General features: G+C 59.4%; 20 protein-coding genes. 13 read left to right on the plus strand and 7 right to left on the minus strand.

What is annotated here, in order from left to right:
• Nucleotides 1–12 precede the first annotated feature (12 nt).
• Nucleotides 13–1,362 (minus strand): chromate efflux transporter, encoded by a 1,350-nt coding sequence (gene chrA / locus ACK8OE_RS13710; protein WP_410273115.1) that lies wholly within the window; start codon nt 1,360–1,362, stop codon nt 13–15.
• A complete protein-coding gene (locus ACK8OE_RS13715; protein ID WP_410272971.1) occupies nt 1,355–2,290 on the minus strand; it encodes a chromate resistance protein ChrB domain-containing protein in 936 nt (311 codons plus the stop codon). Before ACK8OE_RS13715 ends, chrA begins: the two co-directional genes overlap by 8 nt.
• Before the next feature lie 719 nt (nt 2,291–3,009).
• On the opposite strand from ACK8OE_RS13715, the gene trbB reads away from it, so the two are divergent.
• The 11 genes from trbB to ACK8OE_RS13770 are packed head-to-tail and all read left to right on the plus strand — an operon-like array spanning nt 3,010 to nt 12,339.
• A complete protein-coding gene (trbB, locus tag ACK8OE_RS13720; protein ID WP_410273116.1) occupies nt 3,010–3,957 on the plus strand; it encodes a P-type conjugative transfer ATPase TrbB in 948 nt (315 codons plus the stop codon).
• Nucleotides 3,941–4,261, plus strand: coding sequence for a TrbC/VirB2 family protein (locus ACK8OE_RS13725; protein ID WP_126424286.1), 321 nt, complete (start codon nt 3,941–3,943; stop codon nt 4,259–4,261). Before trbB ends, ACK8OE_RS13725 begins: the two co-directional genes overlap by 17 nt.
• On the plus strand, nt 4,261–4,542 hold the full coding sequence (locus ACK8OE_RS13730) for a VirB3 family type IV secretion system protein (protein ID WP_410272972.1): 282 nt from the start codon (nt 4,261–4,263) through the stop codon (nt 4,540–4,542). Before ACK8OE_RS13725 ends, ACK8OE_RS13730 begins: the two co-directional genes overlap by 1 nt.
• 3 nt (nt 4,543–4,545) lie before the next feature.
• Nucleotides 4,546–6,972, plus strand: a complete 2,427-nt coding sequence (gene trbE / locus ACK8OE_RS13735; RefSeq protein ID WP_410272973.1) for a conjugal transfer protein TrbE — start codon at nt 4,546–4,548, stop codon at nt 6,970–6,972.
• Nucleotides 6,969–7,721 (plus strand): P-type conjugative transfer protein TrbJ, encoded by a 753-nt coding sequence (gene trbJ, locus ACK8OE_RS13740; protein WP_410272974.1) that lies wholly within the window; start codon nt 6,969–6,971, stop codon nt 7,719–7,721. Before trbE ends, trbJ begins: the two co-directional genes overlap by 4 nt.
• Nucleotides 7,722–7,724: 3 nt before the next feature.
• Nucleotides 7,725–9,053 carry a P-type conjugative transfer protein TrbL gene (gene trbL, locus ACK8OE_RS13745; protein ID WP_410272975.1) on the plus strand — a complete coding sequence of 443 codons (1,329 nt, stop codon included), beginning with the start codon at nt 7,725–7,727 and terminating at the stop codon, nt 9,051–9,053.
• Between the two features lie 2 nt (nt 9,054–9,055).
• Nucleotides 9,056–9,739 carry a conjugal transfer protein TrbF gene (gene trbF / locus ACK8OE_RS13750; protein WP_410272976.1) on the plus strand — a complete coding sequence of 228 codons (684 nt, stop codon included), beginning with the start codon at nt 9,056–9,058 and terminating at the stop codon, nt 9,737–9,739.
• Nucleotides 9,736–10,611 carry a P-type conjugative transfer protein TrbG gene (trbG, locus tag ACK8OE_RS13755; RefSeq protein ID WP_410272977.1) on the plus strand — a complete coding sequence of 292 codons (876 nt, stop codon included), beginning with the start codon at nt 9,736–9,738 and terminating at the stop codon, nt 10,609–10,611. The genes trbF and trbG overlap by 4 nt, the downstream gene beginning before the upstream one ends.
• A complete protein-coding gene (locus tag ACK8OE_RS13760; RefSeq protein ID WP_410272978.1) occupies nt 10,608–11,804 on the plus strand; it encodes a TrbI/VirB10 family protein in 1,197 nt (398 codons plus the stop codon). The genes trbG and ACK8OE_RS13760 overlap by 4 nt, the downstream gene beginning before the upstream one ends.
• A 1-nt stretch (nt 11,805) precedes the next feature.
• Complete coding sequence (locus ACK8OE_RS13765) at nt 11,806–12,036, plus strand: DUF2274 domain-containing protein (protein ID WP_410272979.1); 231 nt, start codon at nt 11,806–11,808, stop codon at nt 12,034–12,036.
• 12 nt (nt 12,037–12,048) lie between these two features.
• Nucleotides 12,049–12,339 (plus strand): pyocin activator PrtN family protein, encoded by a 291-nt coding sequence (locus tag ACK8OE_RS13770; protein WP_410272980.1) that lies wholly within the window; start codon nt 12,049–12,051, stop codon nt 12,337–12,339.
• A 272-nt stretch (nt 12,340–12,611) separates the two neighbouring features.
• On the opposite strand, the gene ACK8OE_RS13775 is transcribed toward ACK8OE_RS13770, so the two are convergent.
• The 5 genes from ACK8OE_RS13775 to ACK8OE_RS13795 form a co-directional block, all read right to left on the minus strand.
• Nucleotides 12,612–12,836 carry a hypothetical protein gene (locus ACK8OE_RS13775; RefSeq protein ID WP_410272981.1) on the minus strand — a complete coding sequence of 75 codons (225 nt, stop codon included), beginning with the start codon at nt 12,834–12,836 and terminating at the stop codon, nt 12,612–12,614.
• Nucleotides 12,837–13,121: 285 nt separating this feature from the next.
• Entirely contained in the window at nt 13,122–13,391 is a 270-nt protein-coding gene (locus ACK8OE_RS13780; protein ID WP_410272982.1) for a hypothetical protein, read from the minus strand.
• A 110-nt stretch (nt 13,392–13,501) separates the two neighbouring features.
• A complete protein-coding gene (locus ACK8OE_RS13785) occupies nt 13,502–13,681 on the minus strand; it encodes a hypothetical protein (RefSeq protein WP_410272983.1) in 180 nt (59 codons plus the stop codon).
• Nucleotides 13,682–14,158: 477 nt separating this feature from the next.
• Nucleotides 14,159–14,581, minus strand: coding sequence for a lactoylglutathione lyase (gene gloA / locus ACK8OE_RS13790; RefSeq protein ID WP_410272984.1), 423 nt, complete (start codon nt 14,579–14,581; stop codon nt 14,159–14,161).
• A gap of 64 nt (nt 14,582–14,645) precedes the next feature.
• A complete protein-coding gene (locus tag ACK8OE_RS13795; protein ID WP_410272985.1) occupies nt 14,646–15,062 on the minus strand; it encodes a 4-oxalocrotonate tautomerase in 417 nt (138 codons plus the stop codon).
• 156 nt (nt 15,063–15,218) lie between these two features.
• Here ACK8OE_RS13795 and ACK8OE_RS13800 point away from each other — a divergent pair, with 156 nt between their 5' ends.
• Both ACK8OE_RS13800 and ACK8OE_RS13805 read left to right on the plus strand, forming a co-directional pair.
• Nucleotides 15,219–15,743, plus strand: a complete 525-nt coding sequence (locus ACK8OE_RS13800) for a TetR/AcrR family transcriptional regulator (protein WP_410272986.1) — start codon at nt 15,219–15,221, stop codon at nt 15,741–15,743.
• A gap of 277 nt (nt 15,744–16,020) precedes the next feature.
• The gene (locus ACK8OE_RS13805) at nt 16,021–18,030 is read left to right on the plus strand and encodes a TonB-dependent receptor domain-containing protein (protein WP_410272987.1); all 2,010 of its coding nucleotides are present in this window, start codon (nt 16,021–16,023) and stop codon (nt 18,028–18,030) included.
• Nucleotides 18,031–18,043: the final 13 nt, after the last annotated feature.

Raw genomic sequence — 18,043 nt, forward strand, 5'->3', positions numbered from 1 at the left:
GGCAAGGAAAAACTATAAACTGAGGTGAAACGCAGACAGAACGAGCCCTGCCAGCGCGCAAGCGCCGATCACCAGGACGACGTTGGTTTTGAACCGAATGAGGGCAAGAGCGGCGAGGACGGCCATGCCCATCGAGATCCAATCGAACATACCTGTAAAGCCATTGGGCCACAGGACATGATAGGCAAAGAACAGCGCCAGATTCAGGATCACACCAACGACCGCCGCGGTTATGGCGGTGAGCGGGGCGGTGAATTTGAGATTGTTATGTGTGGTCTCGATCAGCGGCGCGCCGACAAAAATGAAAAGAAACGATGGCAGGAAGGTGAACCAGGCCACCAGAATGGCCGCAATAGCCCCGGCGGCAAACACAAGGTCTGGACCAAGATAGGCCTGCGTCCAGCCGCCGACGAACCCAACAAAGCTTACGACCATGATCAGAGGGCCAGGCGTCGCCTCGCCAAGCCCCAGACCATCAATCATTTGCGGCGCCGTCACCCAGCCATATTGCGTCACCGCCCCTTGATAGACGTAAGGCAGAACCGCGTAGGCCCCGCCAAAGGTCAGCAAGGCCGCTTTTGAGAAAAATACTGCCATTTGTGAGAGCGGGTGTGATCCACCCAGACCGTAAATCAGCGCGGCCATGGGCCCGACCCACAATAGCCCCCCGATCGCTGCGATCGTCAGCACTCGTTTCCCCCTGAAACAGGCATGCGGGGGTGTGGGCGTGTTGTCATCAATCAGGGCGCGACCGTAGCGCTTTCCCTCTGCGCCATGTCCACCACCGCTTGTGAACGCATCGGGCGACAGCTTGCCACCAATAAAGCCTGCTATGGCCGCGCCTAAAACAATCAACGGGAACGGGACATGTAGCGCGAAGATGGCCACGAAAGCCACCACAGCTATGCCCCAAAGGATCGGGTTTTTCAGCGTCCGCCCGCCGATGCGAAGCACGGCCTGAAAAACGACGACAATGACGGCGGGTTTAATCCCGTAGAAAAGACCGGCAACCAAAGGCACATGACCGAAGGCCAGATAGACCCATGAAAGCGCGACCAGCAGCACAAGAGACGGCAGGACAAAAAGTCCCCCGGCGATAAGACCTCCCCAGGTCCGGTGCATCAGCCAGCCGATATAGGTGGCCAGTTGCTGGGCTTCGGGCCCCGGCAAGACCATGCAATAGTTGAGGGCGTGAAGGAAACGCTTTTCGGAAATCCAACGTCTGCGTTCAACCAGTTCCTGGTGCATGATTGAAATTTGACCCGCCGGGCCGCCAAAGCTGATCAGCCCCAGTTTCAGCCAGAAGCCGGTAGCCTGACGCAAAGATACCGGCGCCGGCGCTTCATCAAGGGGCTCAGCCATGGTGATCACCTCCTTGGAAGGAGGACAGTAGGCCGTCAAACACCATGCTGGCCGCAGCCAGCAATTTATCGTCGTCGTCAATAGTGTCGCGCAGGCCCTTGAGTACGCTTTCCACCCCAGTGGCTTCGGGCGGTTGCAGTCCTCCGACATCAAGGAAGCGCACAATGCCGCCGATGCGGCGCAAGGCTTCCTCATTGAGACCAAAGCTTTCCACCAGGACTTCAAAGGTCACTCGCGCCCCCACGTGCGTAAAGGTCGCCCCGTCGAAGTCAAAGCCCAGCGCCTCGTCAGGGCATTCGGCCGGCGCCGTTAGCCACAGCACCTGGGCGCTTTCATCAATGAACCGGCGAATAAGCCAGGCGCTGGCCAGTCGATCAACCCAGGGCCTGCTGCGTGTGGCCCAGCCCCGGCCCCTGTAGTCCTCACGGCGAAGCGCTATGATGGTATGGTCAACCGAATGGGGTTCATCGGGCGACAGGGCGCGCGCCACTTGCAGTTCGAGCGCTTGAATGGCGGCGTGCGCCTGATCGCGCGCCTTAGCGGGAAAATAATCGATGGCGACGATACCGCTTAAGCTTTTCCGGAGTTTGCGTGCCGCCTTAAGAACCTCCCCTGCGGAGTCAGGTGTCAGACCAACTAGAGTTTCGTTGATATCGAAAACCAGAGTCTCATAGGCTTCACGCCGGTCAAACATGGTGACAAACGCATCGTCCGATGCCTCTACGGTCAGAACATAGGCCGTGCCGTTCGACGCATTCACTTCATCGGCCATGCCGTCAAACACAGAGCGGCATTCGGGCATATCCGGGAGCAGATAGACGCCATCGCGAAGAGCGGCTGCCCCTACCCCTTTCAATGTCCGCCACAATCGCATTCTCAGGGTGGCGTTCTCAGTTGGCAAGGAGAGGATAAGGGCGAGATATCTCATGGAGAAACGATTAAAACATTTTTGTTTTAATCTCTACATCAATTTCTACCGCACACTGGCTTATGTTTGAGAAAGCGCCCCCTAACCGTGACATGAAAAGCGCTGAATACGGCGTTGCCGCGGCATACGACCCTCGGTTTCGGAGTGTGCGGTAGATGACGCGGTGAGGCGGTTTGCTAGGGGCGAAGGGCTCGTGACAACCTGCTTTCGCTAAAAACGTACGAGGGTCGCAGAAACTGGGGTTCGCCTCTTGGCCCGGCACCAAGGAACTGCCAACGCCGCGTCTATCACATGCCGAGAGGTGACGGAGCGCAAACACAGCTTGCGGCTGGGTGGCGGCATCCTCTGCACACCTACTGTTGTCCTGCTGTTTACGATAGTCCCGTTTACGACCCATATCGCCCGCACGTTCCGTCTATCGATATCCATTTTCGTGAAAAGGGCCGTGCCCGCGCCGACTGCAAGGCCTCTACACGACAAATCAGGACCGGCCAGGACAATCTCCGCTAACCCTAAAGACGCACCAATCATCAGCCTTCAGATTATTTACCGCCGCACGAATCTAAAACTTCGCCAGGCCCCTACGCCCCGCATTTCCCAGTTGCCGTTCCTCCGTTTGTCGCTGTCACTGAGCTCTCCACACGCCGCCTATGGCCCCGGAGACGAACATGGCAGACGGACAAAACAGCATGCCTTTGGCACTGTCGCGCAGCGCCCTCATGCTGCGCACCGCGCTTGGGTCTGACATCACCGCCTTCATGGAAGACCCGGAAACGGTCGAGGTGATGCTGAACCCGGATGGCAAGCTTTGGGTCGACCGGTTAGGAAGCGGTCTTGTCGATACGGGCTGCAGTCTCGGTGTTTCAGTGGGTGAACGCATTATCCGGCTTGTCGCCGACCATGTGGGTGTCGAAGTCCATAAGGCGTCACCGCGCTTATCCGCCGAACTGCCCGAGAGTGGTGCTCGTTTTGAAGGCCTCCTGCCACCACTGGTGTCTGGCCCCACCTTTGCCATTCGCAAACCCGCAGGCGTTGTCTTCACGCTTAGAGACTATGTCCAAAAAGGCATTCTGACAGAGGCACAGGCTGACCTCTTGCGCTGCGCCATTCAGGCGCGTCGGAACATCCTCGTGGTGGGCCCCACCTCTTCGGGCAAGACGACGTTGACCAATGCCCTTTTGGCAGAGGTGGCTACTCAATCTGATCGCGTCATCCTGATTGAGGATACCCGTGAACTTCAATGCGCCGCGCCCAACTGTGTTGCCCTGCGAACCCGTGAGGGCACAGCGGGTCTCGCTGATCTCGTCCGCTCCTCTTTGCGGCTTCGTCCAGACCGCATTCTCATCGGCGAGGTCCGCGGCGCAGAAGCCCTTGATCTTCTCAAAGCCTGGGGCACTGGGCATCCCGGGGGCGTCGGCACCTTGCATGCCGGTTCGGCTCTGGGTGCGTTGCTGCGTCTGGAGCAACTGATCCAGGAAGCCACGGTCACCGTTCCCCGACATCTGATCGCCGAGACCATCAACCTCATCGCGGTTCTCGAAGGCCGGGGCCTTGAACGCCGCCTCTCAGAGCTTGTCGAAGTCCGTGGGCTTGGACCCGGCGGCGAGTATCAGCTTTTCCCCCTCCCTCACCCCACTGAAAGGATACGTCATGCGTTCATGTTCTAACCTCGTAACGGTCGCGGCCACGACGCTGGCCATCTCAGCGGTCTTCGCCGCCCCCGCACTCGCCGCCGGTTCCGGTATGCCGTGGGAGACGCCTCTGCAAAACATCCTGCAATCCATCGAAGGGCCCGTGGCCAAGATCGTCTCGGTCATCATTATCATCGTTACGGGGCTGACGCTGGCCTTCGGCGAAAGCAGCGGCGGATTCCGACGCCTGATACAGATCGTCTTCGGACTCTCTATCGCCTTCGCTGCCTCCTCCTTCTTCCTGACCTTCTTCTCCTTCGGCGGCGGGGCGCTGATCTGATGTCGATCGGTTCCGCAGACAACGGCGTCCCCCCCGCCTACGCGGCACCGGTCTACAGGGCTCTGATCGAGCCCATCCTGATGGCCGGCGCCCCGCGGGCGCTGGCCATCGTCAACGGCACAGTGGCGGCCGCCTTGGGATTGGGTTTGCGCCTGTGGGTCGCAGGCCTGGTTCTGGGCCTGATCGGCCACGCACTGGCCGTCTGGGCGGCACGCAAAGACCCCGATTTCGTGGAGGTCGCGCGCTGTCACATCCGACTGCCTTCCTATTTCGATGTGTGAGACATGTTCAATCTCTCAGAATACCGCCGGCGCCAGACCCAGCTCAGCGACTATCTGCCCTGGGCCGCGCTCGTCGCGTCAGGCATCGTGCTCAACAAAGACGGCTCGCTGCAGCGGACACTCCGTTTTCGGGGGCCGGACCTTGATAGCGCCATCGCGGTTGAACTCAGCGCCATCAGCCAGAGACTGAACAGCCTCTTTCGGCGGCTGGGTGAAGGCTGGAGCCTGTTTATCGAAGCCCAGCGTATCGCCGCTTCCGACTACCCTCAAAGCGTGTTCGATGATCCCGCCTCAGCTCTGGTCGATGCCGAACGCCGCGCTGCCTTTGAAGCGTTTGAGGCCCATTTTGAATCCCGCTACTTCCTGACCCTCGTCTATCTGCCACCCCAAGACCTGAAGGCCAGGGGGCAGACCTGGCTCTTCGAAGGTGGGCAGAGCGGCGATACCGCCGTCTGGGACCGGGTGTCCGTCTTTCAGGATCAGTCCGAACGCGTGCGCAAGACGATCGAAGGCCTGATGCCCGAGTGCGACTGGCTCGATGACACCGGCACGCTCACCTATCTGCATTCGACCCTTTCAACGCGTTCACACACGGTGGCTCCTCCCGAGGTTCCAATGCATCTGGACGCCCTCCTGGCGGACCAGCCCTTGACGGGTGGCCTGTCGCCCAAGCTCGGCGACCATCATCTGCGCACCCTCTCCATAACAGGCTTTCCAGGCGCAACCGTGCCCGGCCTTCTTGATGACCTTAACCGCCTGGGCTTTGCCTATCGCTGGTCAACGCGGGCGCTCCTTATGGATAAGGTCAGCGCTGGCAAGGCCTTAAGCCGCATCCGGCGTCAATGGTTTGCCAAAAGGAAAAGCGTCGGCGCCATACTGAAGGAGGTAATGACAAATGAGGCCTCGGCACTGGTCGACAATGACGCAACCAACAAGGCCGCCGATGCCGATGCCGCTTTGCAGGACTTAGGCGCCGATCTGGCCGGCCACGCCTATGTCACGATCACGCTCGTCGTCTCAGACGCCGACGCAAACCTCGCCGATGAGAAAGCGCGCCTCCTCGAAAAGACGATCCAGGCCCGAGACTGCGTTTGCGTCAACGAAGGGCTCAATGCCGTCGACGCCTGGCTGGGCAGTCTGCCCGGCCATCTCTACGCCAATGTGCGCCGCCCCCCGATCTCCACTTTAAATCTCGCCCACCTCATGCCGGTATCCGCCGTCTGGGCAGGCCCCGATCACAACGGGCATCTGAATGGACCCCCGCTGTGCTTCGCAAGGACCGAGGGCAGTACGCCGTTTCGTCTGTCGCTGCATGTCGGTGACGTGGGCCACACCCTTGTGATCGGACCTACAGGTGCGGGCAAATCCGTTCTTCTGGCCCTGCTCGCCCTGCAGTTTCGACGCTATGCGGGTGCGCAGGTTTTCGCCTTTGACTTCGGCCGATCCCTGCGCGCCGCCGGGCTGGCCATGGGCGGTGACTGGCATGATCTCGGCGAACCGGAACAGGGGAATATCCGGCTCCAGCCCCTTCGTCGCATCGATGAGACCGCTGAATGCGCCTGGGCCTCAGACTGGCTGTGTGATCTTCTCGCGCGCGAAGGTATTGAAACCACCCCGGACGTTAAGGCCCACCTCTGGTCGGCACTCTGCGCACTGGCATCGGCACCTGCTGATCAACGTACCCTCTCAGGAATGTGCGCCCTCATCCAGTCATTGCCTCTAAAGCAGGCCTTAAAGCCCTATTGCCTTGAAGGCCCAAACGGCGCGTTGCTTGATAATGACGCCGATACCCTCAGCCTGAAGCCCATCCAGATCTTTGAAACGCAAGGTCTGGTAGGCACACCGGCGGCGGCCTCTGTCCTCGCCTACCTCTTTCATCGAATCGAAGGCCAGCTTGATGGCCGCCCGACGTTTATCGTCGTAGACGAAGGCTGGCTGGCCCTCGATGACCCAACGTTTTCCGGGCGCCTGAAAGAGTGGCTGAAGACGCTTAGAAAGGCCAATGCCAGCGTTCTTTTCGGGACGCAAAGCCTCGCCGATATCGAACGTAGCGCAATTAGCGCCGCCCTTATCGAAAGCTGCCCGTCAAGGCTCTTCCTGCCCAACGCCGCCGCGCTCGAGCCGGGCCTTAGCCCCCTATATCGACGCTTTGGTCTGAACGACCGGCAGATTGAGATCATTGCCCACGCCCAGCCGCGCCGGGACTATTACCTGCAGTCCCCGCTCGGAAACCGCCTGTTCGATCTCGATCTCGGCGAAGTCGCCTTAAGCCTGTGCGCCTCAGCGTCCAAGGCCGATCAGACCGACATCGACCGCATAGTTCGCGACCACGGACGAGACGCCTTTTTGCCCGCGTGGCTTCGCTTCAAGGGCGTCGAATGGGCCGCCGCTCTCATCTCTCCCCCCGCGCAACCGGAGCCTTCCCTATGACCTCCCACCCGTCACGCCGGTCTCTTCTCGGCGTTCCTCTTTTGGGTTTGCTGACAGGCGGTCTTTTGCCGTCGCTGGCATCGGCTCAGATAGTGGTCTTTGATCCCAGCACCTATGCCCAAACGGTTCTGACCGCGACCCGCGCCCTGCAGCAGATCAATAACCAGATCGCATCGCTGCGCAATCAGGCGCAGTCTTTGATCAATCAAGCCCGCAATCTAACAGCCCTGCCCTACTCGGTTCTGTCTGAATTACAGGCCACGCTGGCCAAGACCCGCGCCCTGATCTCACAGGCGCAGAACATCGCCTACGAGGTCCGCTCAATCGATGAGACCTTCAAAAAACTCTACAGCCTTGAGGCCCTGACGGGCACCGACAGGGCCCTCGTTGAAAACGCCAAGGCACGCTGGAAGACGACCGTTGGCGGGCTGCAGGATGCGATGCGATTACAGGCCACCGTCATGGGAAACCTGTCTGCCAACCAGACACAGATGGCGGCCCTTGTTACCGCTAGTCAGTCGGCCGACGGCGCCTTGTCGGCCACGCAGGCCGGCAACCAGATCTTGGCCTTGCAGGTCCAGCAGCTCAATGACCTCACCGCCTTGATGGCTGCCAATGCGCGCGCTCAAAACATCAAGGCCGCAGAGGACGCCGCGGCGGCGGCGGAAGCGCAGGAGAAGCGCAGACGCTTTCTGCAGCGTCGCAAGGGCTACGCACCAGGCTCAGCCAAGATGTTCTACGAGGACTGAGCCATGACCAATACCGGCGTCATCGACCAGTTTCTGGAAGTCTTCACCCGCTACATCGACAGCGGCTTCGGACTTGTGCAGGGCGATGTGGCCTTCGTGGCCACGACGCTGATCGTCATCGATATGACACTGGACACGCTCTTCTGGACCTTCGATGGTGCCGCCGAAAACGATATTCTGGCGCGCCTGATCAAAAAGACGCTGTTTGTCGGCGCTTTTGCCTATCTCATCAGCAACTGGAACCACTTAGCAGCCATCGTCTTCAACAGTTTCGCAGGCCTCGGACTCAAAGCTGCAGGCACCGGTTTCTCGGTCGCCGACCTGATGCGACCCGGCAAGCTGGCCCAAACGGGGCTTGACGCCGGCGCCCCGCTTCTCGAGGCCGCCTCAGATGTGATGGGGGCCTCCACCCTCTTTCCCGACTTGATCCAGATCGGCTGTTTAGGGCTCGCCTGGCTCTTGGTGGTTCTCGCCTTCTTCATTCTGGCGATCCAGATGTTCGTCGTCCTTATCGAGTTCAAGCTGACGACGCTTGCAGGCTTTGTCCTGATCCCATTTGGTCTTTTTGGCAAATCCGCCTTCATGGCCGAAAAGGTCCTCGGCAACGTCGTCTCGTCCGGCATCAAGGTTTTGGTACTGGCCGTTATTACCGGTATCGGCTCAACGCTCTTCGATACGTTCGTGCGGGACTTCGGAGACGCCTTGCCCACCATCGAAGACGCGATGGCTGTGGTGCTGGCCGCCCTCACCCTCCTAGGGCTTGGCATTTTCGGCCCCTCGATTGCCAATGGCCTGGTCTCTGGCGGCCCCCAACTCGGCGCAGGTTCCGCCGTTGGCTCAGGCCTCGCCGCCGCAGGCGCGGTTGGGGCAGGTGTTGCCGGTATTGGCATGGCGGCCCGGGGCGCTATGGCGCTTGGCGCCGGGGCGGCGGGTCTGGCACGCGGGGGCGCGGCGGCCGCTGGCGCGGCCCAGGCCGCCTATGGAATGGGGGCCATGGGCCGAAAGGGTGCCTCGGCCGTGGCCGGCGGTTTGAGTAGCGTGGCACGGGCCGCAGCCTCCCCTCTCGCCCATTCGGTTGAAGCCACCACGAAGGCGTTTCGCGACAGCTATGCGCAAGGGGTGAAAGGCGGATTTGAGGCGAGCGGCGGCACCGTCGGCCAGGGATCCGCCTCGGGGGTCCAAACACCTTCCGCCAAGACTCCCCCGCAGTGGGCACGGGATATGCGCCGCAGCCAGTCCCTTCACTCTGCCTCCAACGCATCCATCCACGCCGTGCGCTCAGGGGATGCCGCAGGCGGGGGCCATACCGTCGATCTCAATCAGGGTGAATAGCCATGCTGAAGTCCACCTCATCTCGATACAGCGAAACCCCCGCGCCGATCACGCCCTATCAGGCGGCCGCCAAAGCCTGGGATGATCGCATAGGCTCCGCGCGCGTTCAGGCAAGAAACTGGCGGCTAATGGCCTTTTGCGCGCTCGGTTTAAGTGCGGGCCTCGCCTCTGCCCTCGTCTGGCAATCCGCCCGCGGGCATATCGTGCCCTGGGTGGTAGAGATCAGCCCGCAGGGCCAGGTACAGGCGGTCGCCCCCGCCCAGGGTGACTATACACCGACTGACCCGCAAATCGCGTTTCAGCTTTCAGAGTTTATCTCGCAGGTGCGTTCGGTCCCCGCAGATCCCGTCGTGATGCGTCGCAACTGGCTGAAAGCCTATGACTTTACCAGCGATACCGGGGCACAGGCCCTGAACGGATACGCCCAGAGTAACGATCCATTCGCCCGCGCCGGCGCTGAACAGATCGACATCGAAATCACAAGCGTCCTTCGTGCCTCTCCGACGTCTTTCCGCGTCACGTGGCTCGAGCGCCGATACGTCTCCGGCCAACTCGCGGCAACCGAGCGCTGGCAGGCGATCTTGACTGTACAGATCATACCGCCCCGCGATCCGGAGCGCCTGCGCAAGAATCCCCTTTGCCTTTACGTCACCGCCCTCACCTGGACCCGGGAGCTAAACCCATGACCCCTTCCCGCTTACTTACTATTACCCTGGCGCTCACCCTCTTCGCCGCCGCCGCCGCTGACGCCCGGCCCAAAGGTCGCCTTTCGCCAAGGCCCGCCGTCGCTCAGGATCGGCCCGCAGATGAGGTGCGCAAAGCCAATGAAGCGGCACGGGTTGAGCCGGCGAGTGATAGCTTTGCCAATGCCGTTCAGGTCTACCCCTACACACCCGGCGCGCTTTATCGCGTCTACACCTCCGTGGGCAAGGTGACCGACATCGCGCTGCAGCCCGGAGAACAACTCACGGGCTCTGGTCCGATTGCCGCCGGGGATACGGTGCGCTGGATCATCGGCTCAACGGAAAGCGGCACAGGCACCGAACGTCAGGTGCACATTCTGATCAAGCCAACCGCCAACCAGCTCTCCACCAATCTCGTCATCAATACAGATCGGCGCACGTACCATATCGAGGTTCAGGCTCTGCCCTCGACCTATATGGCCTCCGTCTCCTGGCGTTATCCACTGGATGAGATGAAGGCGCTGGAGGTGAAGGCCGAACGGGTGCGCGAACAGATGCCCGTGGCCTCGGGCCTCACCCCGGAGACCCTGAATTTCAAATACCGTCTGGAGGGGGCCAAGGTGCCCTGGCGGCCCGTCCGCGCCTTTGATGACGGCCGTCAGGTGTTTATTGAACTGCCCGCCGCAATCGCCGCGACGGATTTGCCCCCTCTGTTCCTGCTCGGTGCCGACGGCAAAGCGGAACTGGTGAACTACCGCGTCAGTCACCGCTTCATAATTGTCGATCGCCTCTTTTCGACTGCAGAAATGCGCATTGGTGAAAAGTCACGCCAGAAGGCCGTTCGGATCCGGTTTACGGGAGGCCCACGTTCATGAGTGAGACCAATCCCAACCTCGCAGAGGCGCTACGTCTGAGACCAGACCCGAAACCCGTTTTGCGACTGTCCCGCAAGGCTCTTGCGGTGATGGGTATAGTCGCAGGCGCAGGCCTTGGCGGCGCTCTGATGCTGGCACTGGCTCCCCCTGCCAAGCCAACCGTCCCACGCCCTGAACCCTCTGCCCCTGAAAAGCGACCGCGCAGCAACGAAACGCTCAACAGGCTCCCTGCGAGCTATGCCGATGTGCCCGTCCTCGGCCCGCCACTGCCCGGAGACCTGGGCAAAGCTATGCTCAATAGCGGGCTCGTCGCCACAGGCGACGGCGGCGATCAGAATGTAGTGTCTGGTCAGGGTGCCTTGGGATCGAGTGAGCCGCCTTCGTCACCACCTAGCCCTGATGACCAAACCCGGCTAAACGCCCGCTCAAGTTCCGTGTTTGCGCCGGGCAATGCTCCAAAAGCGCAGGTCGAGCCTGCACCCCTCCCGCTACCCGCGCTGCCTGATCTCGCGCGTTTGATGGCGCCTCAACAGGAACTCCCGCGCAACGCTGCGGATAAGCAGACAGCGTTTCTTCGGGCAGACACTGATCGTTCGATTGTCAGTGACGCGCGTCTGATTACGCCAGCCTCCCCCTATCTCATTCAGGCTGGCAGTGTGCTACCCGCCGCACTCGTCACCGGCATCCGCTCTGACCTTCCGGGACAGGTCATCGCGCAGGTGACGCAGGATGTCTACGACACACTTGGGCAGGGTCACCTCCTGATACCTAAAGGGTCACGTCTCCTGGGCGAATACGATAACGCTATTGCCTTCGGACAAAGCCGCGTCCTCCTGGCCTGGCGACGCCTGATCCTTCCTAATGGAAAATCCCTCATCCTGGAGCGCCTGTCCGCCGCCGATGTCAGCGGGCAGGCCGGTCTTGTAGATCGCACCGATTATCATTTTGATGGTCTCCTTGCCGCGGGTGCCCTGTCCACCGTGTTAAGCGTGGGCGCGCAAGCCGGGTCGTCCGACAGCGATTCCGACATCGTGCGGGCTATTCGCGAGGGCGCCGGAGACAGCATCAGCCGAACAGGGCAACGCATCGTCGAGCGTCAATTGAACATCACTCCCACCCTGACAATAAGGCCCGGTCACCGCGTGCGGGTGATCCTGTCGAAAGACCTTGTCTTAGAACCCTATGGAGGCTGACATGGCTAAGCTAAAGCTCGGGCCAGTTCCCGACGACAAGCCCGTTAAGGTGACGATTGACCTGCCCGCAGCCGTTCATCGCGATCTCCTCGCCTACGCAGACGCCCTCACACGGCAGACCGGCCAGAAGATTGATGAACCCAACCGTCTGATACCGATCATGCTGGAACGGTTCATGGCGTCTGACCGTGCCTTTACGCAAGCCGCGCGCCGATCACAGGTGTTCAATTAGAGGGAGACCGCCATGAACACGACGTTTCTATTACTCGCTCAGTATGAAGGCCGCGCCGTCATCCCGATTGAATGGGTCTGCCGGGATTACTTTTCTCATCTGACCCCGATCAAGCTGATAGCCAAGATCTCCGCAGGCGATATTGCGACCCCGCTGGTGAGAATTGAAAACAGCCAGAAATGCGCCAAAGGCGTTCATCTTCAGGACCTGGCGGGATACCTTGATGAACGAACAGCCGCAGCGAGAAAAGAGATGACCGCACTCATTGGCCCCTCGCACAGCCGGGCCAACAGTCACCATTGAACGCTCCGAACCATTGCCAAACCTGTTACGGGTGCTTGCCTTAAGCGGGCATGACCGTGCGCGAGCGGAGATAGGGAAAGCCCGTGAGAAGGGCTCGAAATAGGCAGGCCTCGCTTCAAACGCCGCTCGTCACAGGCATCACATCTGCCCTGCCAGTTTACCCCACGACTGGAGACAGATTTTCGCCTTCACGTCTCTTAGTGCCGACTTGGCAAAAGGCAGCTAACCACATTTGCGGTATGGCCGTTTAAGCAGCCCGAATTCGCTTCTGGTCAAATCCTCAGCACGATCAGGTCAATGAGCGCGCCGTTGCCTTGCGCAGACGGATGCAAGCGCACCCAGTACCCTTTGTTCTGGGCGAACATCTCAAGCTCGCGCGCCTGTCGGCTCCACGTGTTGATATCCACCCCGCTGGTATGCGGGCAGCTATACTGGCCAGCATCACCGGTAGCAATAATCTGCCGGAGTTCCTGCAAAGTTACTTCTTTTGACGACATCTGCCCCGCAGCCTTCGACGAATGGTGATCGCCATAGCACACCGTTGCGGCTCAGGGGCATAGTGCGATACTATCCGGCCTATCATCAAAACCTACCGCAATACAAAGCGGACGCCTTCAATGGGATGAAGGCGTCCGCTGCTCTCGCCGGTTTCGAGGGGGGGGGGTGATCCCGGCGATAGGAACAGAATTATTAGGCTTTGCCACCAAAACAGGCCCCGCTCTTCACGATTGTGTCAGTTTGTAGGTTCGGACCAGCGCGAAGAGAAACTTGTGCGCGGTAAGTTACAACTTTATGGCTTTTCCGCATTCGATGGCTTCAAGGTGATATGATGTGGCCTGCATCACCCGTCTGACCATGGCCTCCGCTTCGGCCCTGTCAACCTCGCTTAAGCCCTCGATCTTCGCGAACGCGGTCGGTGCCAGGATCGCGCTGTCACCGATAAAAATCTGAGGTGACGGGAGTTGCCGAAGCGCCAGGACATAGAGTTGCTTCAACATGTACTCGATAGCGTGGCGTTCGCCTGCATTCGACAGACTCGAATGATCGGACAAATATCCCTCCTTAAGCCAAACCCGGAACGTAAGGATAAGCAGCAACACGAACCAAATGCAATCAAAACGTGCATTTGCCGTGCTCGCCAGTAGTTACGACGCGGGTTACTCTACGCCGCTTCAACGCCCTGACTAAGCAGACTGATCTGAACCCGCAGTTCCCACGCACGGCGGCGAACTGCACTGGCGTCTTTGCCTTCCGCTTCCTGTGCGAAGGCCAAGCGCTCCTGCATTCGAACAAGATACCGCAGCGTATAGACGGGATCGATAGTCGTTGAGTTACCGGACATGTACGCCTCCTGAAGTCTACAGCAGAACCATGCGCCGATTCCTTAACGAAGGAAAACACCAGGGCCGAGATATCCAGAACCTGTAAATTCAACGGGACGGTTAGTGAGGGTTACGAAGTTCGAACTTTGTGTAAATCCGTGCCGACGGAAGTTCAGGTTGCATCAGCACTGATTTTTACCCGGTCAGGCCGCGACCGCCCGTTCCGCAGCGCCGTCGCTGAGCTTCGCCGCGTCGAAACCACGGGCCCGCAACAGCTCTACAGCGTCGCGTAACTCCTCGCTGACAACTCCCCGCGAAAGGACAGGTCACAACATCGTCAAGATGAGACGAGGATGGAAGGACAGCGCAACGATCCGCTCCGCACCTGGTCGGCTTAAAACGGTCCGATAGGCCAGCTTCTCAGGTAATCCAAACGACTGACGGGGACCTCAGGGTGTTGCGATAGCGTGGTTCGATGGCGGAGGCAGACGCGACACTTAGGACCGCTGGATCAACTCGATACTATATCCGTCGGGGTCTTGTATGAACGCGATAATCTCACGCTGACCATTGACCGGAGCAAACGCCATATCGCCGGGTTCACGGGTGATTTTGACACCAAGCTGCCTCAAGCGGCCACACGCCGCATAAACATCCTCCACGGCCACAGCCAGGTGGCCGAACCGGCTACCGTGAGAATATTCCTTGTCTCCGTAGTTGTAGGTAAGTTCTATGACCGTTCCGTCTTGCTCTTCGTCATATCCCAGGAAGCAAAGTGTGAACGCCCCCGACGGATAATCCTCCCGCCTCAGTTCGCGCATCCCTAGAGCGTCTGCGTAAAAGGCTACAGAGCGATCAAGATCTTTTACGCGGATCATGACGTGCAGTAGTCTGTGCGGTATATTCGGATGGTGCGTCATCGTTCCAGATCCAAAGCGCAAACAGCAGAGGGCGACAAAAGGCGCCCTCTGCGCGCGATAGCCATTAGCCGTTTGCGATTGCTGCGCCGAGCGCTTCGTTCAGATGCGGTCGGCCGTTCAGGTTCCATGTCCCGTCAACCGTATGCACGCCATTGGTCCAGATCCGATCACGCGACAATACCCCCCCTGAAATCCTATGGAGAATTTCGGTGACATCGCCGAAAAACTTTTCCTGAACCTGCAGGTCAGCCAGTGCAAAGGCAGGTGTCTTGGTTTCAAGCCATGCCCCTTCGACGGGTTTCCCGCCGGCGTATGCCCTGCCCTTTTCGAGAATGTTGACGTGTGCCGTAACATTGGGGGTCATGACACTATTTCCGGTGAGGTTGTGCGCGGCGAGAAAGGCCTCAGTAATCTCGGCGATCGCTTCGGCTTGTGCGTCATCTGACAGGACACCGTCAGTCAGGGTCAGGGTCAAGGGCATGTGTGTCTCCACTTTTCAGTGCCGGCATTAGTGGCCGCGTTGAATTAAAATAGCGATCGTTATATAACGGTCGCCGCGCTCCATAGAATAACGATCGTTATTTAAAGGTGTGATTTGCGCTATAAGACGGGCCACAAAGAGGAAGCCAGAGAACGGATGATCACTGCCGCCGGTCGAGGTTTTCGACGCAAGGGCTTTGCCGGCATTGGTGTTGATGGACTTGCCAGAGAGGCCCAGGTCACTTCGGGGGCATTCTACAGCCACTTCCCCTCAAAGGACGCCGCATTCCGGGAGGCGTTGAAGGTGGGAATGGAAGACCTTCGGGCCGGGATTGAGGCCACGCAATCGCAATATGGCACAGAATGGCTGAAGCCTTTCGTCGACTTTTACCTCAGCGAAAAGCGCACCTGTGACTTAGGTTTTAGCTGCGCGATGCAAAGCCTGTCACCGGAAGTCTCAAGATCTGATCCCGAAACACAGGCGGTGTTCCGGGACAGCATGAAAAAAGTGATCGATCAGGTTACAAAGGGCTTAACGGGAGCCAATGTCGAAGACCGAGAGGCGAAGGCCTGGCGTATTCTGTCTATCCTTGCAGGCTCCGTGACGTTGGCGCGTGCGGTAGGAGATGCTCATATGGCTGATATTATCTCCAGATCCGCGAGAGTTGCGGCGGATCAATAAACTGGCCATTCAGAACAAGTCCTGTGGGCGCGAGAAATGGGAAGCCGGATGAATCCTCTATGACAGCCGGTCAAAGGTGAATTCCTCAATCTGTGCGGTAGAGGTGTCCGACGGCTTCCGCCCATCTGCGCCACACGTCTGGGCGCGCGGCGGCAATAAACTCGGAAGGACTTCTCCAACTTAAGCGTGACATTTCGTCGCAATTGCGAGTCGTTCTCATTGCAATTGAGAACCGATTGCATTAAAGCGCCCCATAGTTTTCAGATGGGGGCCGAACATGGCTGGCAAGATTCTTCAAAAATCCTTTTCACATAAAGCACTGTGGCTGGCCGGTGCAGCGATTTTGTCGCCGTGCGCCGTGTCGGCGCAGGAGGTGGGCGACGAAGAGATACCCGAAATTGTGGTGACAGCGTCGTCCGTGAAAAAAAAGGCCGAAGACGCGCCTGCTTCAGTCACCGTGGTGACGGAAGAGCAACTGCACGAGCGTCCCGCGCGCGATCTGACGGAAGTTCTTGATCGCGTCGAGGGCGTAACGATGAATCGAGCCGGCAACCAGCGCACTATCCAGTTGCGCGGTTTGGGATCGGCCTACACCCTGTTTCTGATCGACGGCAAGCGGGTGTCATCCAGCAATAACATGTTCCGCGGCAATGATTTCGATGCGGGCTGGGTGCCGGTAGAGGCCATCTCGCGCGTCGAAGTCGTACGGGGACCGATGTCATCGCTTTATGGTTCCGATGCGATCGGCGGTGTGGTCAACATCATTACGAAACCCGTTGGCAAGAGCTGGGCCGGCTCGGTGTCGGCGGACTACATTTATCAGGAAAACCGCGATGCGGGCGACGCCTACAAGGTCGGCTTCTTCACCTCAGGGCCATTGATTGCCAATACCCTGGGACTGAAACTCTATGGCGGCTACAATCGCCGCGAGCGTGACGGGGCGGTCAATAACGTAGCTACGATACCGGGCTTCACCGACAAGCATGAAGAGTATCTCGATGGCACGCTGGTCTGGACGCCGCGTGATGGTCAAGAACTCTCGACAAATTATGGCTATAATCGCCTGACCCATGACGGGTTCCCCATGCAGCGCGGGTCCTATGCCGTCACTCACAAAGGCGAATGGGGATGGGCGTCATCGCAGGTGCGCGTCAGCGGCGACACGATTAAAAACGAGATCGGCAACGTCACCGGCCAGATCAACCCCAACACGGCTGATAATATGCAAATCGATGGCCGGATGACCTTCCCTTTCAATTCCGGACGTCAATCCCTGACCGTTGGGGCCGAATGGCGTACCCAAAAGCTAGAGGACGCCGCAAACCTGCGTGGCCTGCCCGGGACCCCGACCTACGACAAAAATCCCGTCACCGAAGTCGATCAATCAGCGCTCTTCTTCGAAGGCGATATGCGCCTGACCGAAACGCTGACCCTGACGATCGGTGATCGCTATGACGATCATGAGAACTTTGGTGGCCACCATAGCCCGCGCGCCTATCTGGTGTGGAAGATGACACCGCAACTGACCCTGAAGACGGGTGCATCACAGGCATTCCGCGCGCCGACCCTATTGCAGAACAGCCCCAACTGGGGTTCGGTGTCGTGCGGCAGCGCGACCGTTGGATGCTACATCATCGGTTCGACTGAGCTGAAGCCGGAGACGGCTACATCCGCCGAGTTCGGTCTGCGCTACAAGGGGGAGCGGTTCACGGGTGGTCTCACGCTGTTCTCGACCGACCTCGAAAATATGATCGACATCACCAATCGCACGGCCAACAAGACGCTGGCGCCGACCTATTCCAACTTCGTGGGCTTCCTGCCCGATGGCCGTCCGATCTTCCGCTATCAAAACATCGCCAAGGTCGAAACAAAGGGCGTTGAGACCAATCTCGGCCTCCGGCTCAACGAAGCCTGGGACCTAAGCGCAAACTACACCCATCTGGAATCGGAAAACACGTCGGGTACGACGTCCATTCCGATGATCTACCAGCCGGAGCACAGCGCCAATGCCACTCTCAACTGGAAGCCGTCAGGGGCGGTGCGCCTCTATGCGTCGGTCAACTATGTCGGCGAGCAGTATCTCGCCGCCTATTCGAACGCCGCCTATAATGTGGTCATGGAAGGCTACGCCACCTTCGATTTCGGCGCCACCTGGGATGTGAAAAACAACCTGACGCTTCGCGCCGGCATGCTCAACCTCACCGATAAGCAGATCGTTCGGGAAACGACGACCGAATACAACGAAGACGGCCGTCGCGTCTTCGTCGCCCTGACACAGCGTTTCTAGGATGCGCCGCCTC

The organism is Asticcacaulis sp. W401b (assembly GCF_046503825.1).
Taxonomy (GTDB): domain Bacteria; phylum Pseudomonadota; class Alphaproteobacteria; order Caulobacterales; family Caulobacteraceae; genus Asticcacaulis.

Bases quoted from the DNA above. Each gene is read 5' to 3' on its own strand.
- ACK8OE_RS13725 (WP_126424286.1), top strand. From the start codon at position 3,941: ATGCGTTCATGTTCTAACCTCGTAACGGTCGCGGCCACGACGCTGGCC.
- trbG (WP_410272977.1), top strand. From the start codon at position 9,736: ATGACCCCTTCCCGCTTACTTACTATTACCCTGGCGCTCACCCTCTTC.
- chrA (WP_410273115.1), bottom strand. From the start codon at position 1,362: ATGGCTGAGCCCCTTGATGAAGCGCCGGCGCCGGTATCTTTGCGTCAG.
- ACK8OE_RS13770 (WP_410272980.1), top strand. From the start codon at position 12,049: ATGAACACGACGTTTCTATTACTCGCTCAGTATGAAGGCCGCGCCGTC.
- trbF (WP_410272976.1), top strand. From the start codon at position 9,056: ATGCTGAAGTCCACCTCATCTCGATACAGCGAAACCCCCGCGCCGATC.
- ACK8OE_RS13775 (WP_410272981.1), bottom strand. From the start codon at position 12,836: ATGTCGTCAAAAGAAGTAACTTTGCAGGAACTCCGGCAGATTATTGCT.
- ACK8OE_RS13805 (WP_410272987.1), top strand. From the start codon at position 16,021: ATGGCTGGCAAGATTCTTCAAAAATCCTTTTCACATAAAGCACTGTGG.
- trbB (WP_410273116.1), top strand. From the start codon at position 3,010: ATGCTGCGCACCGCGCTTGGGTCTGACATCACCGCCTTCATGGAAGAC.
- ACK8OE_RS13730 (WP_410272972.1), top strand. From the start codon at position 4,261: ATGTCGATCGGTTCCGCAGACAACGGCGTCCCCCCCGCCTACGCGGCA.
- trbL (WP_410272975.1), top strand. From the start codon at position 7,725: ATGACCAATACCGGCGTCATCGACCAGTTTCTGGAAGTCTTCACCCGC.
- trbE (WP_410272973.1), top strand. From the start codon at position 4,546: ATGTTCAATCTCTCAGAATACCGCCGGCGCCAGACCCAGCTCAGCGAC.
- ACK8OE_RS13765 (WP_410272979.1), top strand. From the start codon at position 11,806: ATGGCTAAGCTAAAGCTCGGGCCAGTTCCCGACGACAAGCCCGTTAAG.
- gloA (WP_410272984.1), bottom strand. From the start codon at position 14,581: ATGACGCACCATCCGAATATACCGCACAGACTACTGCACGTCATGATC.
- ACK8OE_RS13715 (WP_410272971.1), bottom strand. From the start codon at position 2,290: ATGAGATATCTCGCCCTTATCCTCTCCTTGCCAACTGAGAACGCCACC.
- ACK8OE_RS13785 (WP_410272983.1), bottom strand. From the start codon at position 13,681: ATGTCCGGTAACTCAACGACTATCGATCCCGTCTATACGCTGCGGTAT.
- ACK8OE_RS13760 (WP_410272978.1), top strand. From the start codon at position 10,608: ATGAGTGAGACCAATCCCAACCTCGCAGAGGCGCTACGTCTGAGACCA.
- trbJ (WP_410272974.1), top strand. From the start codon at position 6,969: ATGACCTCCCACCCGTCACGCCGGTCTCTTCTCGGCGTTCCTCTTTTG.
- ACK8OE_RS13795 (WP_410272985.1), bottom strand. From the start codon at position 15,062: ATGCCCTTGACCCTGACCCTGACTGACGGTGTCCTGTCAGATGACGCA.
- ACK8OE_RS13800 (WP_410272986.1), top strand. From the start codon at position 15,219: ATGATCACTGCCGCCGGTCGAGGTTTTCGACGCAAGGGCTTTGCCGGC.